At 40.7% G+C, this 24,004-nt stretch carries 21 protein-coding genes; 8 read left to right on the top strand and 13 right to left on the bottom strand.

Features of this window, described 5'->3' with window-relative positions; translation table 11 throughout:
* Positions 1-2: 2 nt before the first annotated feature.
* From C3K47_RS13925 to C3K47_RS13900, 6 genes are all read right to left on the bottom strand, one after another.
* The gene (locus tag C3K47_RS13925; protein WP_103789756.1) at positions 3-1,697 is read right to left on the bottom strand and encodes a glycoside hydrolase family 28 protein; all 1,695 of its coding nucleotides are present in this window, start codon (positions 1,695-1,697) and stop codon (positions 3-5) included.
* Between the two features lie 32 nt (positions 1,698-1,729).
* A complete protein-coding gene (gene kduI / locus C3K47_RS13920; protein ID WP_103789755.1) occupies positions 1,730-2,560 on the bottom strand; it encodes a 5-dehydro-4-deoxy-D-glucuronate isomerase in 831 nt (276 codons plus the stop codon).
* 52 nt (positions 2,561-2,612) lie between these two features.
* Complete coding sequence (locus tag C3K47_RS13915; RefSeq protein ID WP_103789754.1) at positions 2,613-3,383, bottom strand: SDR family oxidoreductase; 771 nt, start codon at positions 3,381-3,383, stop codon at positions 2,613-2,615.
* A 260-nt stretch (positions 3,384-3,643) separates the two neighbouring features.
* The gene (locus C3K47_RS13910; protein ID WP_103789753.1) at positions 3,644-5,290 is read right to left on the bottom strand and encodes a glycoside hydrolase family 43 protein; all 1,647 of its coding nucleotides are present in this window, start codon (positions 5,288-5,290) and stop codon (positions 3,644-3,646) included.
* A gap of 25 nt (positions 5,291-5,315) precedes the next feature.
* Positions 5,316-6,278: a pectinesterase family protein gene (locus C3K47_RS13905; RefSeq protein ID WP_103789752.1), complete on the bottom strand. Its 963-nt coding sequence runs from the start codon at positions 6,276-6,278 to the stop codon at positions 5,316-5,318.
* A gap of 12 nt (positions 6,279-6,290) precedes the next feature.
* Positions 6,291-7,013 (bottom strand): rhamnogalacturonan acetylesterase, encoded by a 723-nt coding sequence (locus tag C3K47_RS13900; RefSeq protein ID WP_103789751.1) that lies wholly within the window; start codon positions 7,011-7,013, stop codon positions 6,291-6,293.
* 408 nt (positions 7,014-7,421) lie between these two features.
* Here C3K47_RS13900 and C3K47_RS13895 point away from each other — a divergent pair, with 408 nt between their 5' ends.
* The 6 genes from C3K47_RS13895 to C3K47_RS13870 all read left to right on the top strand — a co-directional run bounded on the left by C3K47_RS13895 (position 7,422) and on the right by C3K47_RS13870 (position 16,454).
* Entirely contained in the window at positions 7,422-10,403 is a 2,982-nt protein-coding gene (locus C3K47_RS13895; protein WP_207765302.1) for a SusC/RagA family TonB-linked outer membrane protein, read from the top strand.
* An 18-nt stretch (positions 10,404-10,421) separates the two neighbouring features.
* The gene (locus C3K47_RS13890) at positions 10,422-12,077 is read left to right on the top strand and encodes a RagB/SusD family nutrient uptake outer membrane protein (protein WP_103789750.1); all 1,656 of its coding nucleotides are present in this window, start codon (positions 10,422-10,424) and stop codon (positions 12,075-12,077) included.
* 176 nt (positions 12,078-12,253) lie between these two features.
* Positions 12,254-13,279, top strand: coding sequence for a LacI family DNA-binding transcriptional regulator (locus C3K47_RS13885; protein ID WP_103789749.1), 1,026 nt, complete (start codon positions 12,254-12,256; stop codon positions 13,277-13,279).
* An 88-nt stretch (positions 13,280-13,367) separates the two neighbouring features.
* Positions 13,368-14,249 (top strand): twin-arginine translocase subunit TatC, encoded by an 882-nt coding sequence (gene tatC, locus C3K47_RS13880; RefSeq protein WP_103789748.1) that lies wholly within the window; start codon positions 13,368-13,370, stop codon positions 14,247-14,249.
* Positions 14,250-14,349: 100 nt separating this feature from the next.
* Positions 14,350-14,781 carry a ribose 5-phosphate isomerase B gene (gene rpiB, locus C3K47_RS13875; RefSeq protein ID WP_103789747.1) on the top strand — a complete coding sequence of 144 codons (432 nt, stop codon included), beginning with the start codon at positions 14,350-14,352 and terminating at the stop codon, positions 14,779-14,781.
* A gap of 92 nt (positions 14,782-14,873) precedes the next feature.
* A complete protein-coding gene (locus C3K47_RS13870; RefSeq protein WP_103789746.1) occupies positions 14,874-16,454 on the top strand; it encodes a M28 family peptidase in 1,581 nt (526 codons plus the stop codon).
* Between the two features lie 57 nt (positions 16,455-16,511).
* Here C3K47_RS13870 and C3K47_RS13865 read toward each other — a convergent pair whose 3' ends face one another.
* The 4 genes from C3K47_RS13865 to C3K47_RS13850 all read right to left on the bottom strand — a co-directional run bounded on the left by C3K47_RS13865 (position 16,512) and on the right by C3K47_RS13850 (position 19,442).
* A complete protein-coding gene (locus C3K47_RS13865; protein WP_103789745.1) occupies positions 16,512-16,898 on the bottom strand; it encodes a response regulator in 387 nt (128 codons plus the stop codon).
* A 278-nt stretch (positions 16,899-17,176) separates the two neighbouring features.
* Positions 17,177-17,572: a hypothetical protein gene (locus C3K47_RS13860; RefSeq protein ID WP_103789744.1), complete on the bottom strand. Its 396-nt coding sequence runs from the start codon at positions 17,570-17,572 to the stop codon at positions 17,177-17,179.
* A 44-nt stretch (positions 17,573-17,616) separates the two neighbouring features.
* Positions 17,617-18,612, bottom strand: coding sequence for a hypothetical protein (locus tag C3K47_RS13855; RefSeq protein WP_103789743.1), 996 nt, complete (start codon positions 18,610-18,612; stop codon positions 17,617-17,619).
* A 2-nt stretch (positions 18,613-18,614) separates the two neighbouring features.
* Positions 18,615-19,442, bottom strand: a complete 828-nt coding sequence (locus C3K47_RS13850) for a hypothetical protein (protein WP_103789742.1) — start codon at positions 19,440-19,442, stop codon at positions 18,615-18,617.
* Positions 19,443-19,592: 150 nt separating this feature from the next.
* Between C3K47_RS13850 and C3K47_RS13845 the strand changes: the two genes are divergently transcribed.
* A complete protein-coding gene (locus C3K47_RS13845; protein ID WP_103789741.1) occupies positions 19,593-20,981 on the top strand; it encodes a LutB/LldF family L-lactate oxidation iron-sulfur protein in 1,389 nt (462 codons plus the stop codon).
* Positions 20,982-21,047: 66 nt separating this feature from the next.
* Here the strand turns inward: C3K47_RS13845 and C3K47_RS13840 are convergent, their stop codons facing one another.
* Together C3K47_RS13840 and C3K47_RS13835 are read right to left on the bottom strand one after the other, a co-directional pair.
* A complete protein-coding gene (locus tag C3K47_RS13840) occupies positions 21,048-21,227 on the bottom strand; it encodes a ribbon-helix-helix domain-containing protein (protein WP_103789740.1) in 180 nt (59 codons plus the stop codon).
* A gap of 23 nt (positions 21,228-21,250) precedes the next feature.
* Positions 21,251-22,102, bottom strand: a complete 852-nt coding sequence (locus C3K47_RS13835) for an SPFH domain-containing protein (protein WP_103789739.1) — start codon at positions 22,100-22,102, stop codon at positions 21,251-21,253.
* Between the two features lie 362 nt (positions 22,103-22,464).
* On the opposite strand from C3K47_RS13835, the gene C3K47_RS13830 reads away from it, so the two are divergent.
* Complete coding sequence (locus tag C3K47_RS13830) at positions 22,465-22,872, top strand: ester cyclase (RefSeq protein WP_103789738.1); 408 nt, start codon at positions 22,465-22,467, stop codon at positions 22,870-22,872.
* Positions 22,873-23,269: 397 nt separating this feature from the next.
* Here the strand turns inward: C3K47_RS13830 and aat are convergent, their stop codons facing one another.
* Positions 23,270-23,926: a leucyl/phenylalanyl-tRNA--protein transferase gene (aat, locus tag C3K47_RS13820; protein ID WP_103789736.1), complete on the bottom strand. Its 657-nt coding sequence runs from the start codon at positions 23,924-23,926 to the stop codon at positions 23,270-23,272.
* Between the last annotated feature and the right edge of the window lie 78 nt (positions 23,927-24,004).

Here is a 24,004-nt window from a genome sequence, read left to right as displayed (position 1 = left end):
GCTTATTTCAGTTTCAGTGATTTTTTATCGGCTCCATTGCTAAAGCTCGATACTGATTTTGCTACCGAGGTATCGGTATTGGTAACACAAATATTTGAACTACGCTCGCCCTCAACAGCGAAGAGCAGCGTTATAAGTTTATTACATGATAGCTTGTTGAACATGATGTTGCTGCTATTAGTAATTGTTGTTAAGGTATTAGCCGAATTAGTAGAAATATTCAGGTTGTTTAAGCTGATTTCCTGCGCTTCAATAAGTTCGATACCTGTTTTGGCTTTAATGGTAATATTGTTCAGTGAAATGTTTTTGATATTCATTTCGGGCAATCCACGTACGAAAATGGCTTTCTCGGCACCGTTGCAAACCACGTTTTCAATGTAAAAGTTGCGGAACTGAGGAGTAGCTTCTGTTACCGGCAGCAACTCTGTTTTAGGAGCTGTGCGTTTTTCGCCGGGTAGTTTTATTGGGTCAACAGCCGCATAATACATGTCGAAAAGGATAGCCTCTCCAACAATATCCTTCATGGTTATATTTTTAACGTAGATGTTTTCAACCAAGCCACCTCTTCCGCGTGTGGTTTTAAAACGAAGGCCGATATCGGTGCCCATAAATGTGCAGTTGGAAACGCAGATATTACGTGCCCCTCCCGACATCTCGCTGCCGATCACAAAACCGCCATGAGCCGCATAAACGGTACAGTTGTTCACAATCAGGTTTTCGGTTGGCATGCCGCGTTTGCGTCCCTGTTCATCGCGCCCCGATTTTATGCAGATACCATCATCTCCTACATCAAAAACACTGTTTTCTATCAATACATTTTTGCATGATTCAACATCAATGCCGTCGCCGTTTTGCGCGTACCAAGGGTTGCGGGCAATAACATTGCGCACGGTAACATCTTCGCACATCAGTGGATGCAAGTTCCATGCTGCTGAATTTTGGAAAGTAGGCCCATCAATTAACACCTTTTTACAACGTGTTAATACCATCAGGTTGGGACGAAGAAAGTCTTTGATCTCCTGGTAATCATTTAAAGTTTTACCTGCGGCAATCACACCCCCATTTTTAAGGGAAGCGCCTTTTAGTGAGCTTTCACTTGGGTACCAGGTGCGCTTTTCTTCATTCACTATACCTCCTGATGCAATAAGTTTCTGCCATTGGCCTTCAGAAAGTTTGTCTTTTTTCACCATTCTCCAGGCATCACCATTACCATCAACCACACCTTTGCCGGTGATAGCAATATTTTCCAGGTCAACACCACTGATAGGTGATTGGTTGCGTACCGCTGTCAATCCTTCCCAGTTAGTTTCAACCATTTTATACTGATCAAAATCTTTAGTAAACAACAACAAGGCTCCGCTTGCAATATGCAGGTTAACATTGCTTTTTAATTCCACAGGACCGGTTAACCAAATACCTCTTGGAATAAGCACCACACCGCCACCTCTTTTATTGGCCTGCAAAATGGCGTCATTGATACTTTTAGTGTTCAATGTATTGCCGTCACTTACTGCTCCAAAATCAATAATAGATAAGGTGTCTTTTCTGAAAACAGGTTCAGCTACTTTCGGTAAAGTCACCCTGGTGCTTCCAAACAGAAGAGTGGTGTCAGTTTTCTGTTGCTGAGAAGCTGCATTTTGGGCAAAAGTACTTCCGCATATTAACGAGAGACAAAGGGCTATTGCTGTGGTCTTCATGCTTAAATCAGTTGATCGTTTAATTCGGCTAATTATCGGAGTTCATCGATTTTCACAGCATCCATATCTGCATAATCCTGGTTCTCGCCGGCCATACCCCAAATAAATGAGTAATTGGCGGTTCCGCAACCCGAATGGATCGACCATGGAGGAGAAATAAGAGCCTGATGGTTGTGTACCATAATATGGCGCGTTTCGGTAGGCTGCCCCATAAAATGCACCACCGCTTGTCCCGGCTGCACATCAAAATAGAAATAGGCTTCCATGCGGCGGTCGTGGGTATGCGAAGGCATTGTGTTCCAAACGCTACCGGTGTTTAAGGTGGTTAAGCCCATCACCAGCTGGCAACTTTCAATACCTTGCTTGTGGATGTATTTATAAATAGTGCGATGATTTGAAGTTTCTAAACTGCCCACTGTTGTTGGAGTTGCATCTTCTTTCTTCATCAATTGTGTTGCATATTCCTTGTGTGCAGGTGCCGAAAGCAGGTAATAAACTGCAGGGTTTTGGGAATTGTCAGAAGAGAAAACAACTCTCTTTTGACCACGGCCAACGTATAAACAATCTTTAACGCCCAACTCGTAAACTTTACCATCTACCTCAACTTTACCATTACCGCCCACATTAATAATTCCCAACTCGCGTCGCTCCAGGAAAAAATCGGCGCGCAATTCAGCTTCGTTATTCAGCGTTAACGGGGTAGTTGCAGGAACTGCCCCCCCAATGATCATTCGGTCGTAGTGGCTGTAAACAAGGGTAAGCTTATCGGCTTGCATGAGGTTATCAATTAAGAAATTGTTTCTTAACTGTTCTGTATTCATGTTTTTTGTTTCGTTAGGGCTGTTATGATATCGCTGTTCCATGCAAGTATTATTCGTTCTTCTATCTTTTATATTATTTTCTTCGGATGTCTAACTATCTGCCCATCCACCCACCGTCAACTGGTATAATAGCACCGTTCACATAATCTGATGCTTTTGAGGCAAGGAAAACCGTAATGCCATCAAAATCTTCCGGGGTTCCCCAGCGGCCGGCCGGAATACGATCTAAAATAGACTTGCTGCGATCGGCATCCTTGCGTATAGCCTCGGTATTGTCGGTAGCAATGTAACCCGGAGCAATCGCATTCACATTTACTCCTCTTGAGGCCCATTCATTAGATAAAGCTTTTACTAAACTACCTACTGCGCCTTTACTGGCGGCATAGCCAGGTACATTTATTCCACCCTGGAATGTTAATAAGGAAGCTGTGAAAATGATCTTACCTGAGCCACGTTCCAGCATTCGGCGTCCGATCTCTCTGCTTAAAATGAAAGGGGCATCAAGATTTACAGATAACACGCTATCCCAAAGCTCATCATCGTGTTCTGCGGCCGGTTTTCTTAAGATCATTCCGGCATTGTTTACCAAAATGTCTATAACCGGATGATCGTTAGTTACCTTGTTAATAAAGTTTTGTAATGAATCTCTATTGCTGAAATCGCATTGGTAGGCATAAAACTGAGCGCCCTGGGCCTTTACTTCCTGCTCCACCTTACTATTGCTAAGCTCCAGTGAGGCCGAGACCCCAATTATTGATGCGCCGGCGCGTGCCAGTGCAACTGCCATTGCTTTGCCGATGCCTTTATTGCATCCTGTTACCAATGCCGTTTTACCGGTTAAATCAAACAAATGGCTTGAATTCATTTTTACTTTTTTTGGTTGTTTTATTCAATAAGAAATGAGCGGTTTTCTTATCTATTCAGTATTATGTTAACTACTGAACGAAGCAAGTCTACTGAGTTTTTGAGAGCTAAAAAACAATTTGCCCATATATATTTGTGCAAACGTTACCGGTAACGTTATCATTTTAAAATCCAGTAATTAAACTCCTGTAGATTGTTGAACGGATAAAAAAATACCCTGCTGCTAAAGCAAGGTATTCTTAAAGTTGAATTATTTGCAACTTATTCTTTAACAGGCGCTAACCTGAACCAATCGAAATCGGCATAACCCGAATCGTTGGTTTGGTCGGTTCGTGTACAAAAGATCCCTGCTTTGGCACCTATCCATCGACCGGGAGTAGCACTGAAGTTTTCGTTAATGCTTGTGAAATTATCGCCATCGGTGCTATAGGCAAACTGACAAATAGCGTTTGCCTTAACTGCAACGCGTAGGTAAACCGATCCTGAAGGTAGTTTTGCAATGTTTTTTTCAGTTTCAGCAGTGCCTTTGCTGGCGTTGGTGCAAGTGGTGTAAACCAGTTGCAAACCTTCGGATGTGTTCTTTATAGCCAGGTATGCATAGTTTTCTCCCATGATTATCAAGCCAGTTTTTTCCTGCAATTTTAGTGCTGCCGGTTTAAAAAGTAATTTGGTTGTCACCATAAACTGATCGGCTGGGAACTTTTGCGATAAGATATTTGGCACTTGCCAAAAGTTTTTGGCGCTATCGAGAATTTTTGCCGAGAACAAACGCAAGACACCGGTTGTGGAATGAGCTTTCCAAGTTACCTTGGGATTGGCTGCCCATTGCCATTGCAGGCCTAATTTAGGATTGTTGAACTCATCCGATTCGGGCGGAGTTGTAATAGGATAAGTCTTCCCAACATTCGGCTTGCGATAAGTTAAAACAGGTTCGCCTTTTCCATCTTTATCAGTATCTATACCGATAACCGGCCAATCATTAACCCATTTCATAGGTTGCAGATGTGCTACACGTCCGTAGGCTTCCTTATCCTGAAAATGAATGAACCAGTCTTCTCCTGTTTTGGTATCTACCCAGGCTCCCTGGTGAGGGCCGTTAATAATCGACTTTCCCTGGTCCATAACGACCTTGCGTTCATAAGGGCCATAAATATTTTTCGACCTTAAGACCAATTGCCAACCGGTTGAAACACCTCCGGCAGGAGCAAAAATGTAGTAGTAACCGTTTCGTTTATAAATCTTCGGGCCTTCAATAGTTGGATCGATCTCATGCCCGTCGTAGACCAAAACGCCTTCATCCAAAATTTGATCGCCTTGCGGATTCATTTCATTGATGGTAATAATGCTTTTTATGCCAGCCCGGCTTCCGGCCCAGCCATGTACCAGGTAGGTTTTGCCGTTGCTGTCCCATAGCGGACAAGGATCAATGAATCCTTTACCGCTTTTTATTAATAGTGGTTTTGACCATGGTCCTGTGGCTTGTTTGGCTTTTATCAGGTAAATGCCAAAATCAGGGTCGGGATAATAAATGTAAAATTCGTTGTTGTGGTAACGAATGGCAGGAGCCCAAACGCCGTTTCCATTCTGTACCTTTTCAAAATGCTCAAAAGGAGGTTGCCGGTCTAGTGCGTAAGAGATTAGCTTCCAGTTGACCAGATCGTTGGAATGTAGAATGGGTAATCCGGGAATGGCATTGAAACTCGATGCGGTCATGTAATAATCATCACCCACCCGGCAAACATCCGGATCGGAATAATCGGCATGAATGATGGGGTTTTTGTAATTCCCATTGCCCAGGTCAGCTACCCATGTTTTTGAAATACCGGCATCTGATTGTGCCAGAACCTGAAGGCAGGCACATACGCAAAATGACAGTGCTACGAATGTTCGTTTTATAATTAAATGCATTAGAAAGATTTATGAGCCGGGAATATTATTTTCTAGCGGTCCAGCCGATGGTATCAGCCAAAACAGTTTTGATCTTATAGTTTCTTTTGTCCTTTTTACTCAGTTGGTGTGACCATAAAACGCGCTTTTCAGTATTGCCGCCCATTCCTTTTGAATTATACTCGGCATACAAACTCGTCTTTTCAGCATCCGGCTTGTTCCAGTTGTGCCAACCTTCAGGTAAAATGTGTGAACCCATTTCAGTATTAATAAACACTGTTTTGGCAAAAGGCCGCCACGGACGGCCCAGGTATACTTCATTGATGCCTTCGGCAGCGGTAAGTTTACAGTTGATGAAAACATATCCGTATGAATTACCCTCTGGAGTTGAAGCAGCAGTTATGTAAGAGTTCTTTTTACTGTGAATATGGCAATTGTCGAACACGGCCACCGAAAAACCGAAGATGAAGTCGGTAGTGCCTTCTATATAACAGTTTTTATAGTACTGATTACTTTGCTGACCCTGGGTATAAAGCGTATCCTGGTTACCTAAAAACCGGCAGTTGACAAAAACGGCCCTGTTACCATAAACCATTACAGCCACAGCTTGTCCCACTTCGCCGGCTGTATTTTCGAAAGTGATATTTGTTGCCAGGAAATCATCAGCAAAAATGAAAAACGAAGCGGTGGTTTTGGTGGTATGGGTACTTCCATCGGCAGCCTTTTTGCCCGAAAAATCATCGTAGGTGAGTATGGTCTCATTGAGGCTTTCGCCGATGAGGCTCACCATATGCTGGGTAGTGTCGAGCTTTAGCTTTTCTTTGTAAACACCCTTTTTAATGAAAATCTCAATACGTTCGGTATTATGCTTTGGAACGGTATTGAGCGCTTCTTGCACCGTTTTAAAATTACCGCTTCCATCCTGAGCCACCACAATGCTTTTTACGGTTTTGCTATATACCTGTGCGCAGCTAAGGAGTAGCACCAGGGCTGTGATCAGTTTTTTCATCTATATAGAAGATTATTTTTTTACAATATGATTTTCTAAAGGAATATGCTGCGCCTTGATATTGGCTAAAACCAGCTGCGCAATTTTGCGGGCCCCCAATTCATTGAAATGTGTATTGTCAATTTTCCCCAGTGGATAGTTGGGGTGTTCGCCGGGTTGCAGCTGCAGAAATAGCAAGGCCGATTGATCCTTGCCGAACTCTTGTAATAAAGCTTCACTCTCTTTTTGGAGATCGATCAATGGAACATTCAGCTCAGCGGCAAGCGATCTTACCAATGGACCATATTCACCATGCGAATCCAAAACCTTTCCCGCATTATCAAAACGGCGGCGTGCCACAGGGGTAATAAGTATGGGGTTGGCCTTATGGGCGCGTGTTTCGTTAACGAACCTGCTCAGGTTAGCTTTAAAATCCTGAGGGGAGGTGTATCGATCAACCTTCTCTTTCGATTCGTCATTATGTCCAAATTGAATAAAAACATAATCGCCTTCCTTTAACTGATCAGCAACCGATTGCCAACGGTTTTCGGAGATAAAGGTTCGGGTGCTGCGCCCATTTTTCGCCCGGTTATCAACCACAACGGTTGAGTCGAAGAAAACAGCGAAAGGCATACCCCAGCCCGTTTCCGGGTAAGCGGTAGGTTCCTTGATCGACATCGTGGAATCGCCAATCAGGTAAACCGTAATTCTTTTTTCCTCTGTAAAGCGAAAGGACATCAGCAAAAAAACTGACATGAGTACGGGTTTAATATAGAATGATTTGATCATGGTAATTGGTTGTAATTCAATATAAGTATGAATGATTGGGCAATTGTAAGTATTTAAGCCAATAAAAGGTTTAGATGAAAAGGGAAAATTTATGCAATCGATTTCGGAAAGAAAATGGAAAGGGGGTAAATAAGAGCATACTTCAGTTGGGTAAGGGGAGATAAGTAGGAAAATAAGCAGGAAGTTCAATATTAGAGGTGTAAAAGTGGTACTACAGAAACGTTACCGGTAACGTTTGCATAACTTTTTTAGCCTAAATCGGATTTTTTTGAACTCAATAAATGTAAACTTGTCGGTAAGTCAGCTATGAAACCCTTCATTTCGGGCGCTATTATGAATGTATAAGCAACCAACTTATCAACCAATTTAGAAATAATGAATATGAAAAAAATGGTACTCTTAATGGGAGTCCTGTTACTGTTTAACTATGTAGCGTGGGCCCAACACCGCCAATTAAAAGGCAAGATTACAGATGCTCAAACCAATGAGCCTCTGCCTGCAGTAACCATATCTGTAAAGGGGAGTTCAATGGGTGGAGCGAGTGATGCCGAAGGTATGTTCAGCATTTCCATCCCATCGGGAGAAGTAACCCTTGTATTTAACTATATCGGCTACGGAACAAGAGAAATAAAAGTTAGCGAAGGCCAAACAGGCATAAATGTGCAGATGACCGCTGTTGCCAAAGGCCTTGATGAGGTAGTGGTAATTGGTTATGGAGCTGTGAAAAAGAGCGACTTAACTGGTTCTGTAACCTCATTGAAAGCAGAGGAATTGAAGAAAATACCTACAGGAAACGTGGTTGAAGCCATCCAGGGTAAAGTTCCAGGATTGGATATTACCAGAACCAGTGGGTCGAGTAACGCAGGTGTGAACGTAACCGTACGCGGTACACGTTCAATTAATGCCGGTAACGGTCCGCTGTATGTTATTGATGGTGTTCAGTACTCTAACGTACAGGATATCAATTCAAATGATATACAAAGTATGGAGGTGTTGAAAGATGCTTCTTCTACTGCCATTTACGGATCAAGAGGTGCAAACGGCGTAATTATCATTACTACTAAAAAAGGAACTTCGGGTAAAGCAAAAGTTAGTTTTAATACCTATGCAGGTATGTCAAAAGTTGCCGGTTATCCATCGGTTAACGATGCTACGGGTTATGTAGCTTTAGCCAGAGAGGCAAACAGAACTACCGGAAAATGGGCCAGCCCAGCCGATGACTCGAAAATATTCAACACTACACAATTAGACGCGATCAATAATAATATTCAAACCAACTTCTCTGACCTGTTACTTCATAACGGGATGCAGCAAGATTACCAGGTAGGTTTAACAGCCGGCAGTGAGAAGCTTCGTTCATATATTTCATTAGATTATTATAACGAAAAAGGCGTATTGATGTTAGATAACCTTCAGCGTTACACCGGAAGGTTGAACTTGGATTATGACCTGAACCGCTACCTTACTTTAGGAACGCAAACCCAGGTGACTTTTAATAATCAAAGCACCCGTCAGGATCCATTGAACCTGGCTAACAAGATCAGTCCTTTAACCTTTGCATTTAACGAGGATGGAAGCCTAAACATGGTTCCAAACCAAGGTAAAGACATTAACCCATTGGCCGATGAGCAAAATGGTGCCTTTGAAGATAATGCAAGCACCACCCGATTGTTCCCAACACTTTATGCTGAACTTAAGCCTTTTAAAGGATTAAATGCCCGTACTGTATTCTCATTTAACAGCAGCAGCACACGTCAGGGTGTTTTCAAGTCGGCGAATACTATTGCCCGTTTTGGCCAGGCATCTGAAGCAAGCTATGCAAATACTAACTCACGTAACCTGAGCTGGGAGAACATTATTACCTATCAGAAAGAGTTAAAAGGACATTCGTTGACGGTTACAGGTATTAGTTCATATTTGAAATTCGAAAACGAAACAGCGAGTGCTTTGGGCCGTAATCTGTTGCTTACTTCGCAGTTGTACTACGCTTTGGCCAACTCTACTCAGGATGTATCCATCTACAGTAACTATAATAAAAACACCTTGGTTTCATACGCCGGTCGTGTGAACTATGGATATAAAAGCAAGTACTTGTTAACCTTAACCGGTCGTTTTGACGGTGCCTCGGTATTAGGTGAAGGTAATAAATGGGATTTCTTCCCATCAGTAGCTGGTGCTTGGAGACCAATTGCCGAAGACTTTTTAAAAGACTCGAAAGTGATGAGTGATTTGAAAGTTAGAGCAAGTTATGGTATCTCCGGAAACTCATCGGTTAGTGCATACTCTTCGCAAAGTTCATTAGTGCGTATACCATTTGCTTATGGCGATTCTCCGGCTGCAGGTTTTGCCTACGCTAAACAAATTGGTAACCCTGATTTGAAATGGGAGAAATCAGCTACCACTGATATTGGTGTTGACTTCGGTTTGTTTAATAACAGAGTTAGCGGTACTGTGGATGTTTATGATACCAGAACTTCTGATTTATTATATGACCGTGTGATGCCGCTTACTTCGGGCGTATCGATAATCACCCAAAACATTGGTAAAACCCGCAATAAAGGTATTGAGCTATCATTAACCACTCAAAACATTGTTAAACCATCATTTAACTGGGCAACTACCTTCAGCTTCTTCAAAAATAATGAAGAGATCGTAGCACTAACTGATGGGGCTACTGTACTTAACACGGGAACCACCAGCACGCCAAAATTCTTGGTGGTAGGTTCGCCGGTAAACTCATTCTATGATTTTGAGAAAGTAGGTATCTGGCAAAATTCTGAGCTTGACCAGGCAACCAAATACGGTAAAAAACCGGGTGATATTAAAATTAAAGACCAAGACGACGATGGTGTAATTGATAACATACATGATCGTAAAGTTATCGGATCGGCAGTGCCAAGCTGGAGCGGAGGTTTTAATAGTGATCTTACCTTCAAAAATTTCGAATTCAGTTTCTACATCTATGCGCGTATGGGTCAAACCATTAACTCGGCTTATATGTCGCGTTTCGACCCTCAGGGTATTGAGAACAGTGCAACTGTATCGTACTGGACACCAGAAAATCCAACCAACGACTGGCCAAGACCAACCACAGCTGTTTCGTTTACCTCATTGCCATATGCTAGTACATTAGGTTATATGGATGGTTCATTTATTAAACTCAGAAGTGTTTCATTAGGTTATAATTTGCCTAAATCGCTGATTAGTAAACTGTCAGTACAAAGGGCAAAAATCTATGTAACGGGTAAAAACTTATTCTGTATTAGTGATTTGGATGGCTACGATCCTGAAAGTGCAGGTTCTTTGACTAACCCACTCACCCGCTTATTTGTTGCAGGTATTAATCTTGAATTTTAAGTGTTAACATCCAGAGTTATGAAACATAAAATATTAAAAATAGCCGCTGTGCTTACCTTATTGGGTACAGTAAATATCTCTTGTGAAAAAGAGCTGAATGAATACAATCCGAGTGGATTGACGGATAAAACCGTGTACACCACCCCGGCAGGTTTTGAGAGTTTGGTAAATGCTGCTTATTCGTACACCCGTTGGTGGTACGGAAAAGAGTATGGTTATAACATTTCGGAAATGGGAACCGATATCTGGACGAGTGGGGCCGGAGATGTTTACCTTGATCTATCGAACTATAACAACTTACAATCTAACCAGGAGGCCCTGGAAATTGAATGGACCCGTTTGTACGCAGCGGTGAACCTTTGTAATTCAGGTATCAATAATGTAAGTAAATCGGGCCTTTCGGCTGAACTGCAAAAAACACGCGAAGCGGAACTTCGTTTCTTACGTGCATTTTATTACTGGCATATTGTTGAAACCTGGGGCGGAGTGCATTTGTCAACTCAGGAAACTACTTCCTTTACAACAATTGCCAATAAAACCGCGGTTGAAAAATTCTACGAATTGATCTTTGATGATCTGGCTTTTGCTACTGCAAACCAAAACCTGCCAACTACCACCACCAATTATGGACGTGTAACCAAACAGGCTGCTGAAGCATTTTTGGCACGCATGTATCTTACTCGTGGTAAAAACAGAGAAGCAGCAGATCTAGCTAAAAAAGTAATCAGTAGCTATGGTCTTCAATTGTTACCAAAGTATGCCGATTTATGGAATATGGCTAACCTCGTAAATAAAGAAGTTATTTGGGCGGTTAACTATTCAACCAACCTAAGCTTAAACGATTTAACCGATCCGGTTCTTTATCCTGATGGTCATAACCGTGGAAGCAATAACGGGCACTTGTTATTTATGATGAAATATGACGATCAGCCGGGTATGTTCCGCGATATTGCCAATGGACGTCCGTTCGATCGTTATATGCCTACTTTGTTTTTGTTAAATCTCTTTAATGAAAAAGATGATGCGCGTTACAATGCATCGTTTAAAACAGTGTGGTACGCAAATAAAGTAGATGCTGCAAAAGGTTTAGCAATTGGTGATACGGCTGTGTATTGTACCAAATACGAAATTCCGAATGTGGTTGAAGCAACTAAAAAATACCGAACTTACGATTTAAGTAAAGTATATAAGGCTGATGGGACACCAAATGATCGTTTGCATTACGTTACCTTGCAAAAATTTGATGATCCAACCCGTCCAACCATTGCTGAGGCGCAAAGTGCACGCGACGTATTTGTTATTCGTTTAGCTGAAATGTACCTGATTGCAGCTGAGGCCGAAATGAACCTTGGAAACCTTGCTGAAGCTGCCGATCAAGTGAACATATTAAGAACGCGTGCGGCTGTTCCGGGTCATACTGCCCAAATGCAGGTATTGCCTGATCAAATTAACATCGACTTTATCTTGGATGAAAGAGCGCGTGAGTTTGCAGGCGAGCAAATGAGATGGTTCGATTTAAAGAGAACCAATAAACTGATTCAGCGTGTTAAAGCTTACAACCCTGACGCCGGAGCTAAAATTATGGATTATCATATGTTGAGACCAATTCCTCAAAAACAATTGGATGCCGTTTCAAATAAAGACGAGTTCAAACAAAATTTAGGTTATAATTAATCGATAAAGTAGTCATAACAACAAAGCCGTCTCAGCTTAATCTGGGGCGGCTTTATGTTTTTCAAAGAAGATAAATTTCCTTCGGGTAAAAAAAATATCACTATTATTATTCAAAAATCACAATAATAATCCTATTGTTGTGTTCTGCAATGCTTAAATGATTTCAGAAAACCAACATGTTTAAACCAACAACCATAAAGGACATTGCCAAGGAATTGGGATTTTCAATTTCAACTGTTTCCAGAGCTTTAAGAGACGGCTACGAGATCAGTGAGGAAACAAAGAAAATTGTGATGGATTATGCTCAAAAGATCAATTACAAGCCTAATCCTATTGCATTAAGTTTGAAAGAAAGAAGAACTTATTCCATTGGTGTGATAGTGTGCGAAGTGGCCAATAATTTCTTTTCGCAGGCGATCAATGGAGTGGAGTCTATTGCTTACGATAAGGGTTATCACGTTATCATTTCGCAAAGCCACGATTCCTTTGAGCGTGAGGTGATCAACGTTAAGCACCTTGCCAACCGTTCGGTTGATGGTTTGCTGATCTCAATGGCTGCCGAAACTACCGATTATGCGCACATCCTCGAAATGCATAACAAGGGCTTGCCAATTGTTTTCTTCGATCGTGTAATTGATGAAATCAACACGCATAAGGTAACGGCCAACAATTTCCAGGGATCTTTTGATGTTACCGAGTTACTGATAAAAAACGGCGTTAAAAAGATTGCTCATTTGGGCAATGCGCCACACTTGTCGATCACCAAAGAGCGCATGAGTGGATATAAAGCGGCTTTGGAAAAACATGGAATTGCATTTAATGAAGAGTATGTGCAGTACTGCCATCATGGGGGCCGCAAATACGATGAGGTGGAAGAAGCGGTTAAGCAGTTGGTTACCGGACGCGATAAACCCGAAGCAATTTTTGTATCGAGCGACCGTCTGAGTGTGGGTTGTCTTTCAGCTATTAAAAAGTTTAATCCGCTTTCCAAAGACATTTTAATTGCAGGTTTTTCTAATTCCGATGTGGTTGAACTGTTCGACCCATCGTTAACCTGTGTTCGTCAACCTGCTTTTGAAATGGGCAGGCTTGCCACCGACTTGCTCATCCAACTTATCGAAAGTAAATACCCTGTAACCGAGTTTCAATCTAAAACGCTTAACACCAAACTGTACCTAAACAACAAAACATTGAGCATGTAAATCCAGCCTGCTTGTTAGAAAAAGCTGATCTAAATAACTTCATTCAAAATTCATTGATTTAAGTATTTTTGCAGCTCAATAATTTTACATGGCTGATAATAGCAGGCGAGAAAACCTCATTACTAAATACGTTTTAAAGGATAAGCATACCATTGAGTCGGAAATGTCGTTTTTCGACCATCTTGAAGAATTAAGGTGGCACCTTATCCGTTCTGTCATTGCCATCTCAGTTTTTACCGGAATAGCATTCAGCTATAAAGAGGTCATTTTTGATAAGGTGATACTCGGGCCAAAGAATACTGATTTTTGGACCTACCGTAAAATGTGCGAGGTTGCCAGTAAGTATAATATTCCTGATTTTTGTGTTAATAAGATCAATTTTGTGATCATGAACACCGAGCTTGCCGGTCAGTTTATGATTCACCTTACGTCATCTATTTTGGTAGGTTTAGCACTTGCTTTCCCTTATTTCATTTGGGAGTTATGGCGATTTATTAAACCGGCTTTAGCTGATAAAGAACGCAAGTATGCTAATGGTTTGATCTTCTTCACTTCATTGTTGTTTGGTTTGGGAGTGCTGTTTGGGTATTTCATTATCGTTCCGCTTACCATCAACTTTTTGGGCTCGTATACGGTAAGTGCCGAAATTATTAACCAAATCTCCTTGGATTCATACCTGTCGACGGTAGGAACCTTGTCACTTGGTTGCGGCTTAACCTTTGAACTGCCCATTGTTATCTATTTTCTTTCTAAAATAGGGTTGGTTACGCCTAAGTTTTTGCGCAGTAACCGTCGTTTCGCAGTGGTGCTGATCCTGCTTGTTTCGGCTTTTATTACTCCAAGTCCTGATATGATGACCCAGACCATTGTTTCTATTCCGCTGTTTATCTTGTTCGAAATCAGTATTTTAGTATCTGCAGGAGTAGCGAGAAACAGGGCAAAGAAAGAAGCGGAGTTTTATAATAGCTAATAATTGAAAGTCCATGGTTAATGGTCCATGGTTCATAAAAGTAACAACCGATCTATCTCTTTTCCTTGGGATTAGGGTAGACCTTAAATAAACAATAAAAATGAAAATTGCATTAGGAGGCGATCACGCCGGTTATGAGTACAAGAAAGCCTTAATTGAAGCATTGGCAGCTGAAGGCGTTGAAACAAAAGATTTTGGCCCATTCTCAACCGATTCAGTTGATTATCCTGATTATGTGCATCCGCTTGCAAAATCGGTATTGGCAAAAGAGGCTGATTTGGGTATTTTAATTTGCGGCAGCGCTAATGGGGTTGCTATTACCGCTAATAAACATGCCGGTATTAGAGCGGCCATTTGCTGGAAACCGGAACTGGCTGAGTTGGCCAGAGGTCATAATGATGCTAACGTGGTTTGTATTCCTGCCCGTTTTGTTTCATTAGATGAGGCGAAAGAAATTGCGAAGAAGTTTATTGCTTCTCCATTTGAAGGTGGTCGTCACGCAAACCGCGTTAATAAAATCGACTGCGTTTAATACAACCATTATAAAAGTTACAAAAGGAGGACTCCCTGAATTTGGGCGATCCTCCTTTTTTGCATTACATTTAGCCTTCAATTTATAAACTAATGAAGAGAGAAATAAGTTTGTTTGCCTTATTGTTTATGGCAGCTTGCGGCATTGCTTCGGCGCAGTCGGTAGCAGGTAAGTTTGCTGAGAACATTGATGCTCCATTACTTCGAAAACATTTATCAATTATTGCTTCTGATGAATTTGAAGGCCGTGAAACAGGCCAAAAAGGTTCATTACTTGCTGCCGATTATATCGCGGCCCAGTTTAAGTCTTTTGGATTGGAAGCGCCGGTTAATGGATCCTATTTTCAATCGGTTCCATTAGTTGAAAAATCAATTGGCGATGCAGCTATAACTGTAAATGGAACGGTTTTTAAGTTTGCTGAAGATTTTTTGGTGACAGGTAGCAGTATGCCTCCATCATTAAATTTTAAGGAATCGAACTTTCTTTTTGCTGGCTACGGTATTAACGATCAGTTGTGGAATGATTTTGCCAAAGTTGATGTAACCGACAAAGTGGTCCTGATATTAAATGGCGAACCGATGGATAAGACAGGTAAAAGTCTAATTACCGGTAAGCAAGGTTTTTCTGATTATACATTAGATCCTCGTAAAAAGTTGCGCGATCTGCAGGCTATGCACCCTAGGCTGATCATTGCTGTTTATCCGAATTTAAGAGCATCAATGGCGAATTATGCTTCACAAATTAAGGCTAAAAGTATCGACTTTGCCACCAAGCAAAATATGCCTTCGCGGACCCCGGTAGTTTATATCTCGGAAGAATTAGCCGCCGAATTATTGAAGTCTAAAGGCAAAACTGTAGAGGAATTGATGGCTCAACTGATAGCCAGCGGTAAACCACAGTCGGCGGTTGTAAATCAAAAATTCGAACTTACTTTTAAAATGAATGAAATACCGGTGAAAGCCATGAACGTTATGGGTTTTTTACCGGGAACAGATCTGAAGGACGAAGTTTTGGTGCTTTCTTCGCATTACGACCACATTGGAATTATAAATGGAAAGATTAACAATGGTGCCGATGATGATGGCTCAGGGACAACTTCCGTGCTGGCCATGGCGCAGGCCTTTTCTGAAGCAAAAAAAGCAGGAAAGGGCAGTCGCAGGAGTATTCTTTTCTTAACCTTTACCGGTGAAGAAAAAGGTTTATTGGGCTCTCAATGGTATTCCGATAATCCCGTAATTCCTTTGGATAAAACTATTGCCGATTTAAATACCGACATGGTTGGCCGTATCGACAATGCCCATTTAGTAGATACCAATTACGTTTATTTGATTGGTTCGGATAAGTTGAGCACCGATTTACATAAGCTTAGCGAAGTAGCAAATACCGAAAGTGTAAACATTAAACTCGATTATAAATACAACGATCCTAAAGATCCGAATCGTTTTTATTACCGTTCCGATCATTATAATTTCGCAAGACATGGTATTCCGGTGATTTTTTATTTTAATGGTGTTCATGAGGATTATCACCAGCCTGGCGATAAAGTGGAAAAGATCCATTTTAACCTTATGGCTAAACGTGTTAAGCTGATTTTTACAACCGCCTGGAACCTGGCAAATGCAGATAAACGTCCCGTAGTGGATGTAAAAAATGATTTTCCGTCAAACAGATAATAAAAAGGGGGCAAAGGCCCCCTTTTTATGATAATTCAGGAAAGTTTCAACGAATTCTTAACTGTACTGATAAATCAGACTATACATTTTCTCATATAAAATATCAGGTTGAAAAGGCTTAGTCAAATAGCCATTCATTCCTATCGACTGGCAATATTCTTCCCCAATTTTAGATGAATCGGCAGTTAAAGCAATGATGGGGGTGCTGAGCTTTAATTCCTGCCGGATGATTTTGGTTGCCGAAAGCCCGTCAAGTACAGGCATCTGAATATCCATCAGAATTAAATCGTAATTAACGCTGTTTAATTTCTCAATAGCGAGTTGTCCATTCGCGGCTACTTCAACCATTATTTTCCAGCTGTGTAAAATGGAAACCGCCAGAAACTGGTTTATCGGCTGATCTTCCACTAAAAGCACTTTGAGGTCTGCTAAACTGTTTTCCATGATTAAAACCTTTTAGCCAATACAACCAATTTTTGTTCGAAAAGTATCGACACATTCTGCATAATGTTAAACGGAGCGCTTTAAGTAATACCTTTCTTAAAGAAAATTTATGGCAATATTTATATTCTCAGTTTGGAAAATTAATAGAGAAAGCAGGTGATTTAGATAATAGTAACTAAATTAAATTATTACCAACATAATGTAAATAAAGAATAATAGCAAGTGCATCTGTAAAAAAGTTTTATTAATAAAGCTGATTAAATGAAATATTCGTAAAGTCAGTTACTTGTCAGCACTAATTCTTTACCCTTATTGGTCTTCAATCGTATTAACTTTTGATCTTCTATTTTACCGGTGTATTTAGCACCCAATTTTGTGGCATCTGATGAGTTAATTTCAGTATAGGTAAATTCGATATAATGTTCATCATAGTAACCGCTGAACCTATCTTGATTACCTTCAATATTTTCATTTCCGATAAAATTGCTTTTGGATTTTCCTTCGGTATCAACATTAAAGAAAAAGGTATGTTGATCATCAGCTTGATCCGTCCATGTTTTGGCCGAAATTAGCGGAATAAACAGTGCTGCCACTGCTTCTGCTCCGCAGCTGCTTAATTGTTGCGCCATAACCACTATCATGGTTATGATCGGGAGTTTTTTCAGGAGTTTCATTTTCTGTCAATTTTAAATTTTATAATTGCTTGACAGTCGAGGCTCTACTCGGTTGGCAAGGGGTTTATTTTAGCCTGAAGTTTGGTAAGCAATACATTGGTCTTATCGTTTAGCACTTGGATGCTTTGATTTAAACTACTTACCGACATTTGTATTTGATTGAGTATCTGTATTTTAAAGTTGTCATCCTTCTTTCCCCGGTTCACATAATCATTTATCGATCGACATAAAGTATTAAGAGGCAGTATTTTGCTTTTGTGCAGGTCGTTCAACGCAAAATCAGTGAGGTTGTTATAGTTCTCCGCCAATTCATCACTTTGCCAATTGCTTTTTATAGAGGTATAATATTGCTGATGAACAGTATTAAGCTTCTCATAAGCCGCATTGTAGGAATTAATAGCATCAATCAGCTGCTTAAGTGCATCCTGGTTTTGGAAGGCATAATCAGCAACATATTTAAAGGCATTTTCCAGGTCTTTGGCCTCGTTTACATATACATTTAGCAACTCCGACAGTTCAGCATAGGTTTTTTCTCTTCCCTTTTGAAGTTCAAGTGCCGAGCGTAGATCGGCCTCTTTTAAATTGTATTGTTTGGTTAACAGTGTGGTCACTGAATCCAGTTGTTTTTTTAAGGCCCGTACTTCTTCAGAATTGCCTCCAACACTTTTCTCGATCCTTCTCGAATAGTTGATATAAGCAGAGAGTGTTTTATCCTCACTCAAATCGGCAATAATAATATCAGTTACTAGTTTAGGATCTTTGGGAATCAATACCCTGCCATTGATTGGATAAAGGATCATATAGCGCTTATCCGCTATTTCAATACGAATCTGTGTCAGCTCAGCAGGTAATGCCACATCAAAATATCCCGAACTGTTTGTGGTAGTTAAATAGGATTCAACCCGCACTTCTAAAGGTGTTAATACTTTATTGTTGTTATGGATGATATGCCCTTTGAATTTTTGCGTGGTTTGTCCTTTCACATGGTTGATGTTTACCTGGGATATCATTATCAGGAAAAAAATAACGAGCAGTTTCATGATTATTGATCAATCCTAAAAGTCATCGAAACTTCATCCGAAAGAATGATGTTTTCGTCCAACTTTATTTTATTGTCTTTGTAAATCCGAAGTTTAACTTCGGTTCCGGCTTTTAATGGAACCCTGAAGTTGAAGTTCCCTAATTGGTCAGAGATTCCTTCGGCTAATCCATCGTTGACGTTTAACAAAGCGTTTTTTACAAGTTCGCCGTTGTGAGAAAATACGGTTCCGTGAACAGAAACGAAGGCTTGCTTTTTGGCCAAACCCATGTTAATTACCGGATGATCATCCAGCGGAATGGTAATTTTAAGCTCCTTTGATTCATGGTCGTCTGCGTTTACGAGCACAATTACGTCCTGGCCTTTTTGTGCAGCCGGCAGTTGAGCAAAAAGAACCTGTCCTTCTTTGTTCAAACTTTTGGTATCTCTAAAATCATTAAAAATGAGCGTGACCTCTCCTGTTGTTATTGGTTTGTTTTTATTGCCAACCTCGTAAATAGTTAAGATTAAGCTGAAGGAAGAAGGGGTTGGCTGATATTTATAACCCAGGTAAAGGAGCAGGAAAAAAATAACTGCCGGTCCGGTTATTTCAAGGGTGCCGCCGTATGCCTTGCCTTTATATTTTGCCCGCGACCGTAAGGCGCCTCCTAAAAATGAGGCCGCTAACAGGGCAATGATTACAAGCAAAAAGAAATAAGCGCTTAAAGAGATGTTGTTGAATTGCGAAGCTAAAACAGAAAAAAGGATGGCTGCCATTAGAAAGAGAACGAACCCAATGGCCGAAATAATTACCCATTTTTGTGGGCTGAGTTGTTTAGGAGCGGCAGACATTTTTGTAAACTGCTGATTTACAGCTATTCAAAGGTAGTTCTTGCGTGTCCAATATCAAAATTTATAAGCTTGAATAATTACCACGTATTGTGCATAAAAAGAGGGTTTTATACATGTTAATTATTTTTCATTTTATTTATTTTTGATTGCATGAGTCAGCATTCAACGCAATTTCTCACCGATGCCGAAATTAAGGCTTTTGATCTTGAACATCGTCGTAAGATCAATTACAACATCACCAAATACGATACTGCTGTAGCTAATGGTATTTCAAGGTTTTTTGATCTCGAAAACTCCCGTAAAAAGGCCAATATCGCCAAATGGCGAACGATCGAAAATCTCGAAAAATACCTGATCGAATTTGAAGCTAACTTTACCCGTAAGGGAGGAAAGGTCATTTGGGCCAATAATGCCGCTGAAGCTAATAAGGAGATCCTTGCCATTTTCGAAAAGCACAACGCCAAAACAATGGTCAAGTCGAAATCTATGACCACTGAAGAAATTGAACTGAACGAATTTCTTGAACACCATGGCATTGAGGCGCTTGAAACCGATTTAGGCGAATATATAGTTCAATTACTGGGACAAAAACCATATCACATCGTTACTCCGGCAATGCACCTTTCTAAAGAAGATATTGCCAAACTGTTTCACGAACGATTTGGGACACCCATCGATTCAACACCGGAGCAGCTTACCCAAAAAGCCCGCGAACTGCTGCGTAATAAATATGTAACTGCTGATATTGGCATTACAGGGGGTAACTTTTTAATTGCCGATACCGGAAGTGTTTGTTTAACCGAAAACGAAGGAAACGCGCGTCTTTCTACCACATTTCCTAAAGTGCATATTGCTATTGTTGGGATCGAAAAAATTATTCCAAGCATTTACGACCTTGACCTGTTCTGGCCTTTACTAGCTACACACGGCACTGGGCAAAATATGACGGTTTACAATTCCATTATCAGTGGGCCAAGGCAGCCTGAGGAAATGGATGGACCCGATGAAATGTATGTGGTGTTGTTAGATAATGGACGTACTAATTTATTGGCGCAAAAAGAACAGCGACAAGGCTTGTATTGCATACGTTGCGGTGCTTGTTTAAATGGTTGTCCGGTTTATAAAAACATTGGTGGCCATTCTTATGAAACCACTTACAGCGGTCCTATCGGCTCCATCATTACCCCGCATATGAGCGGAATGGAAGAGTTCAAGCATTTAAGCTATGCCTCGAGTTTGTGTGGTAAATGCACCGAAGTTTGTCCGGTTCATATTGATATTCATAAAATGCTATTACTGAACAGAAGAGATTCGGTGAATGAAAATTTAGCGACAAAATCCGAAATGTGGACTTGGTATTTTTGGAAAAAGGGGATGATGAAGCGTAGTTTCATGAACATGCTGGGCGGAAAATGGAAGGCCTTCTTTCTGAAGAAATTTGCCAATAAAACCTGGGGTAAACGACGCGAATTGCCTCCGATGGCTCAAAAGTCATTTAATGAGCAATGGCGAGAGCTGCATAAAAATAACGGTAAATAAGCAGTCTCAAGTCCTCAGTCAGAAGGTGCAAGTTTGCAGACCACCGACTGAGGACTTGAGACTGTATCAAGCTTCTTTCTCGTTCTCGTCTTTTAGCTTAAAATTCTTATTGTTCTTTTTGATCGCTTCATGCAATAGGTATTCGATCTGGCCATTCACACTGCGGAATTCTGCTGCAGCCCATCTTTCCAGCTCTTTTAGCATTTCAGGATTTAACCGTAAAACAAAGGCTTTTTTTGCCGCCATTTTTAATTATTAACTACTGATTCTTAATTGTAAAGAGTTCCTGCGTTTAATACCGGACTGACCGCTTTTTCGGCGCAAAGAACCACTAATAAATTGCTCACCATGGCCGCTTTGCGTTCCTCATCTAAATGAACTATTTCTCGCTCCGATAACTTTTCAAGCGCCATTTGCACCATTCCCACGGCACCTTCAACAATTTGTTTGCGAGCGGCAACCACAGCAGTAGCTTGTTGGCGCTGCAACATGGCACCGGCAATTTCAGGAGCATAGGCCAAGTGGCTGATCCTTGCTTCTAAAACGGTGATGCCGGCAGGAGCCAAACGTTCGTTAAGTTCGTTCTCCAGCATTTCGTTCACTTTATCGGCCCCATCACGCAGGGTTAAAGTGGCATTTTCATCTTCAAGATTATCATACGGACAGCTGCCGGCTAAATGCCTCACAGCGGCTTCACTTTGGATGTTTACGTATTGGGTGTAATTATCCACCGAAAAAGTTGCTTTAGCAGTATCGTTCACCTGCCAAACAATTACCGCAGCAATTTCAATAGGGTTACCCATTTTGTCATTAACCTTTAGCGATTGACCATTCAGGTTCCTGGCTCTCAAAGAAACTGATTGTTTTTTAAACAAAGGATTTACAAAGAATAAACCGTTTTCCTTTACGGTGCCAACGTAAGTTCCAAAAAAAGTAAGTACACGCGATTCGTTGGGATTGATAATAATAATGCCCATAAATGAAATGATGGCTACAAAAAAGAGCAGAATTCCTAGTGGAATAATGCCCTGGGTAAATGAAAAGGCTGTTCCAGCCAAACATAATACCGCGAAACCTAACATGGCAAAGCCTGATATAGGTGTTTTAATTTTTTCGTTCATTGTGGTAAATAGTTAATATCATTTTGATATCACAATGCTATATAATTAAATTGATAAATGCAAGTACTTCATGGGTAAAAGGGTTTGAGTTTGATAAAAGAAAAAGGGTATGTGGAAAAGTTGGATTTTAGGGAGCAGGAAAGTGGGATTGTAGACGTTGGCTTGAATCAGGAAATTTAAGCGCGGTGAATGATGCCCCACGCTTTTTTATTATATTTATTTAAGCAACGTCAGGCCTGAAACCGGGTTAGAACAGCGCATCAAAAGTCCCTCAGGTCAACAACCATACCGTTAGTACGCCAGTTTCATCAATATTATCTCCATGCTTATCAACCTGTTTAGATACTCTAAATTTTAAACATATGCGTAATCACCAAACTTCGCTACTCTACCAATGGTTCAATGAAGTATGGAATCAAGGCCGTAGAGATTCTATTGACAAATTGTTTGCAACTGATGGAATAGCTAATGGTATAGGTCCTGAAGGGCAAATGCGAGGCGTTGAAGCTTTTAAACAATTCTTTAATGATTTTAAAGAGAAATTTAATGAGGTCCATGTAACGGTTGAAGATGTAATTTCACAAGATGATATGGAAAGTGCACTTTGCAAAGTAACTGCTATTGATGTGGCCAGTGGCAAAAAAGTAGAATTTGCGGGTCTTTGTATGGTAAGGATAGCAGATGGCCAAATTGCGGAAGCTTGGAATCACTATGATTTTTTAACAATGCATCAGCAATTAGGCTTCGCTTTGCAACCTAAATCTACTTAATTTGCGGTTAGCTGAATTATTAACTGATATTTTTTATTATGAGTATTTTTTCGAAGACAACGCCTGAGCCTGTTCAAATAAAGGGGAAGAAATTAACTTGCCCTATTTGCCAAAACCACTTATTTTATTCCAGAGAAGCCCAGCTTAATACTGCTACTGCTTCATTTTTTAATCTCGATTGGGCAAATAAATCAGCAGTTTGTTACGTATGTTCAGACTGCACTTATATATTTTGGTTCCTCGAAGAATGATCATATTAATCTCTCGGTTCTTGGAAGTGTTCGTGTAGCGCTCACTTCCAAGAATATAAGGTTAAGCAATTATTCCTCTCATCCCTTGTCTTACAATTTAGCTAGTTAACAATTTAGCCATTTATTACAATTCTTCAGTTTAACAATTACAACAGACAATCTTTTTCAGCCTCCACTTCTAAGATTAATAGAAAATCTTCGAGCGGAATGTTTTGACCACCAAGGCTTTTTAGATGCTCGGTTTCCATTTGGCAATCGATGATGGAAAAGGGAATTTGTTGAATTAGGTAAATAAAAGCCACTTTTGAGGCATTGCTCACCTCATGAAACATCGATTCGCCAAAAAATACCGTTCCTAAATTTATTCCATATAATCCACCAACGAGCTCGTCATTTTGCCAGACCTCAATTGAATGGGCAAAACCTAACTTATGCAGCTGAATATAGGCTTGCTGCATTTCCTTGGTTATCCAGGTGTCGGGTTGATGTTCTCTTACAATGTATTTGCAGCTGGCAATTACTTGTTCAAAAGCGGTATCAACAGTAATGGTAAACTTATTGGACCGAATAACCTGTTGCATGCTTTTTGAAACCCGGAGGTTTTTTGGGAAAAGTACAAAACGAGGATTTGGAGCATGCCACAGTATGGGATCTTCATCGGTATACCAGGGAAAAATGCCGTTGCGGTAGGCGAGCAACAGTCGCTCAGGGCTAAGGTCGCCACCAAAAGCAAGCAAACCGTCCTCTTCGGCTAATAAGGGATGAGGGAAAATAAGTTCGTCGGAAAGTTCATAAACAGGCATGAACAAAGATAGGGCTTAGATGTTCTGTTTTAAATATTCTCCTGTTTTGCAATTAAAAAACGAATGATTCCTGATGAT

It is taken from the genome of Solitalea longa, from assembly GCF_002920915.1.
GTDB classification, from domain to species: Bacteria; Bacteroidota; Bacteroidia; order Sphingobacteriales; family Sphingobacteriaceae; genus Solitalea; species Solitalea longa.
This window is presented reverse-complemented; position numbering and strand designations above follow the sequence as displayed.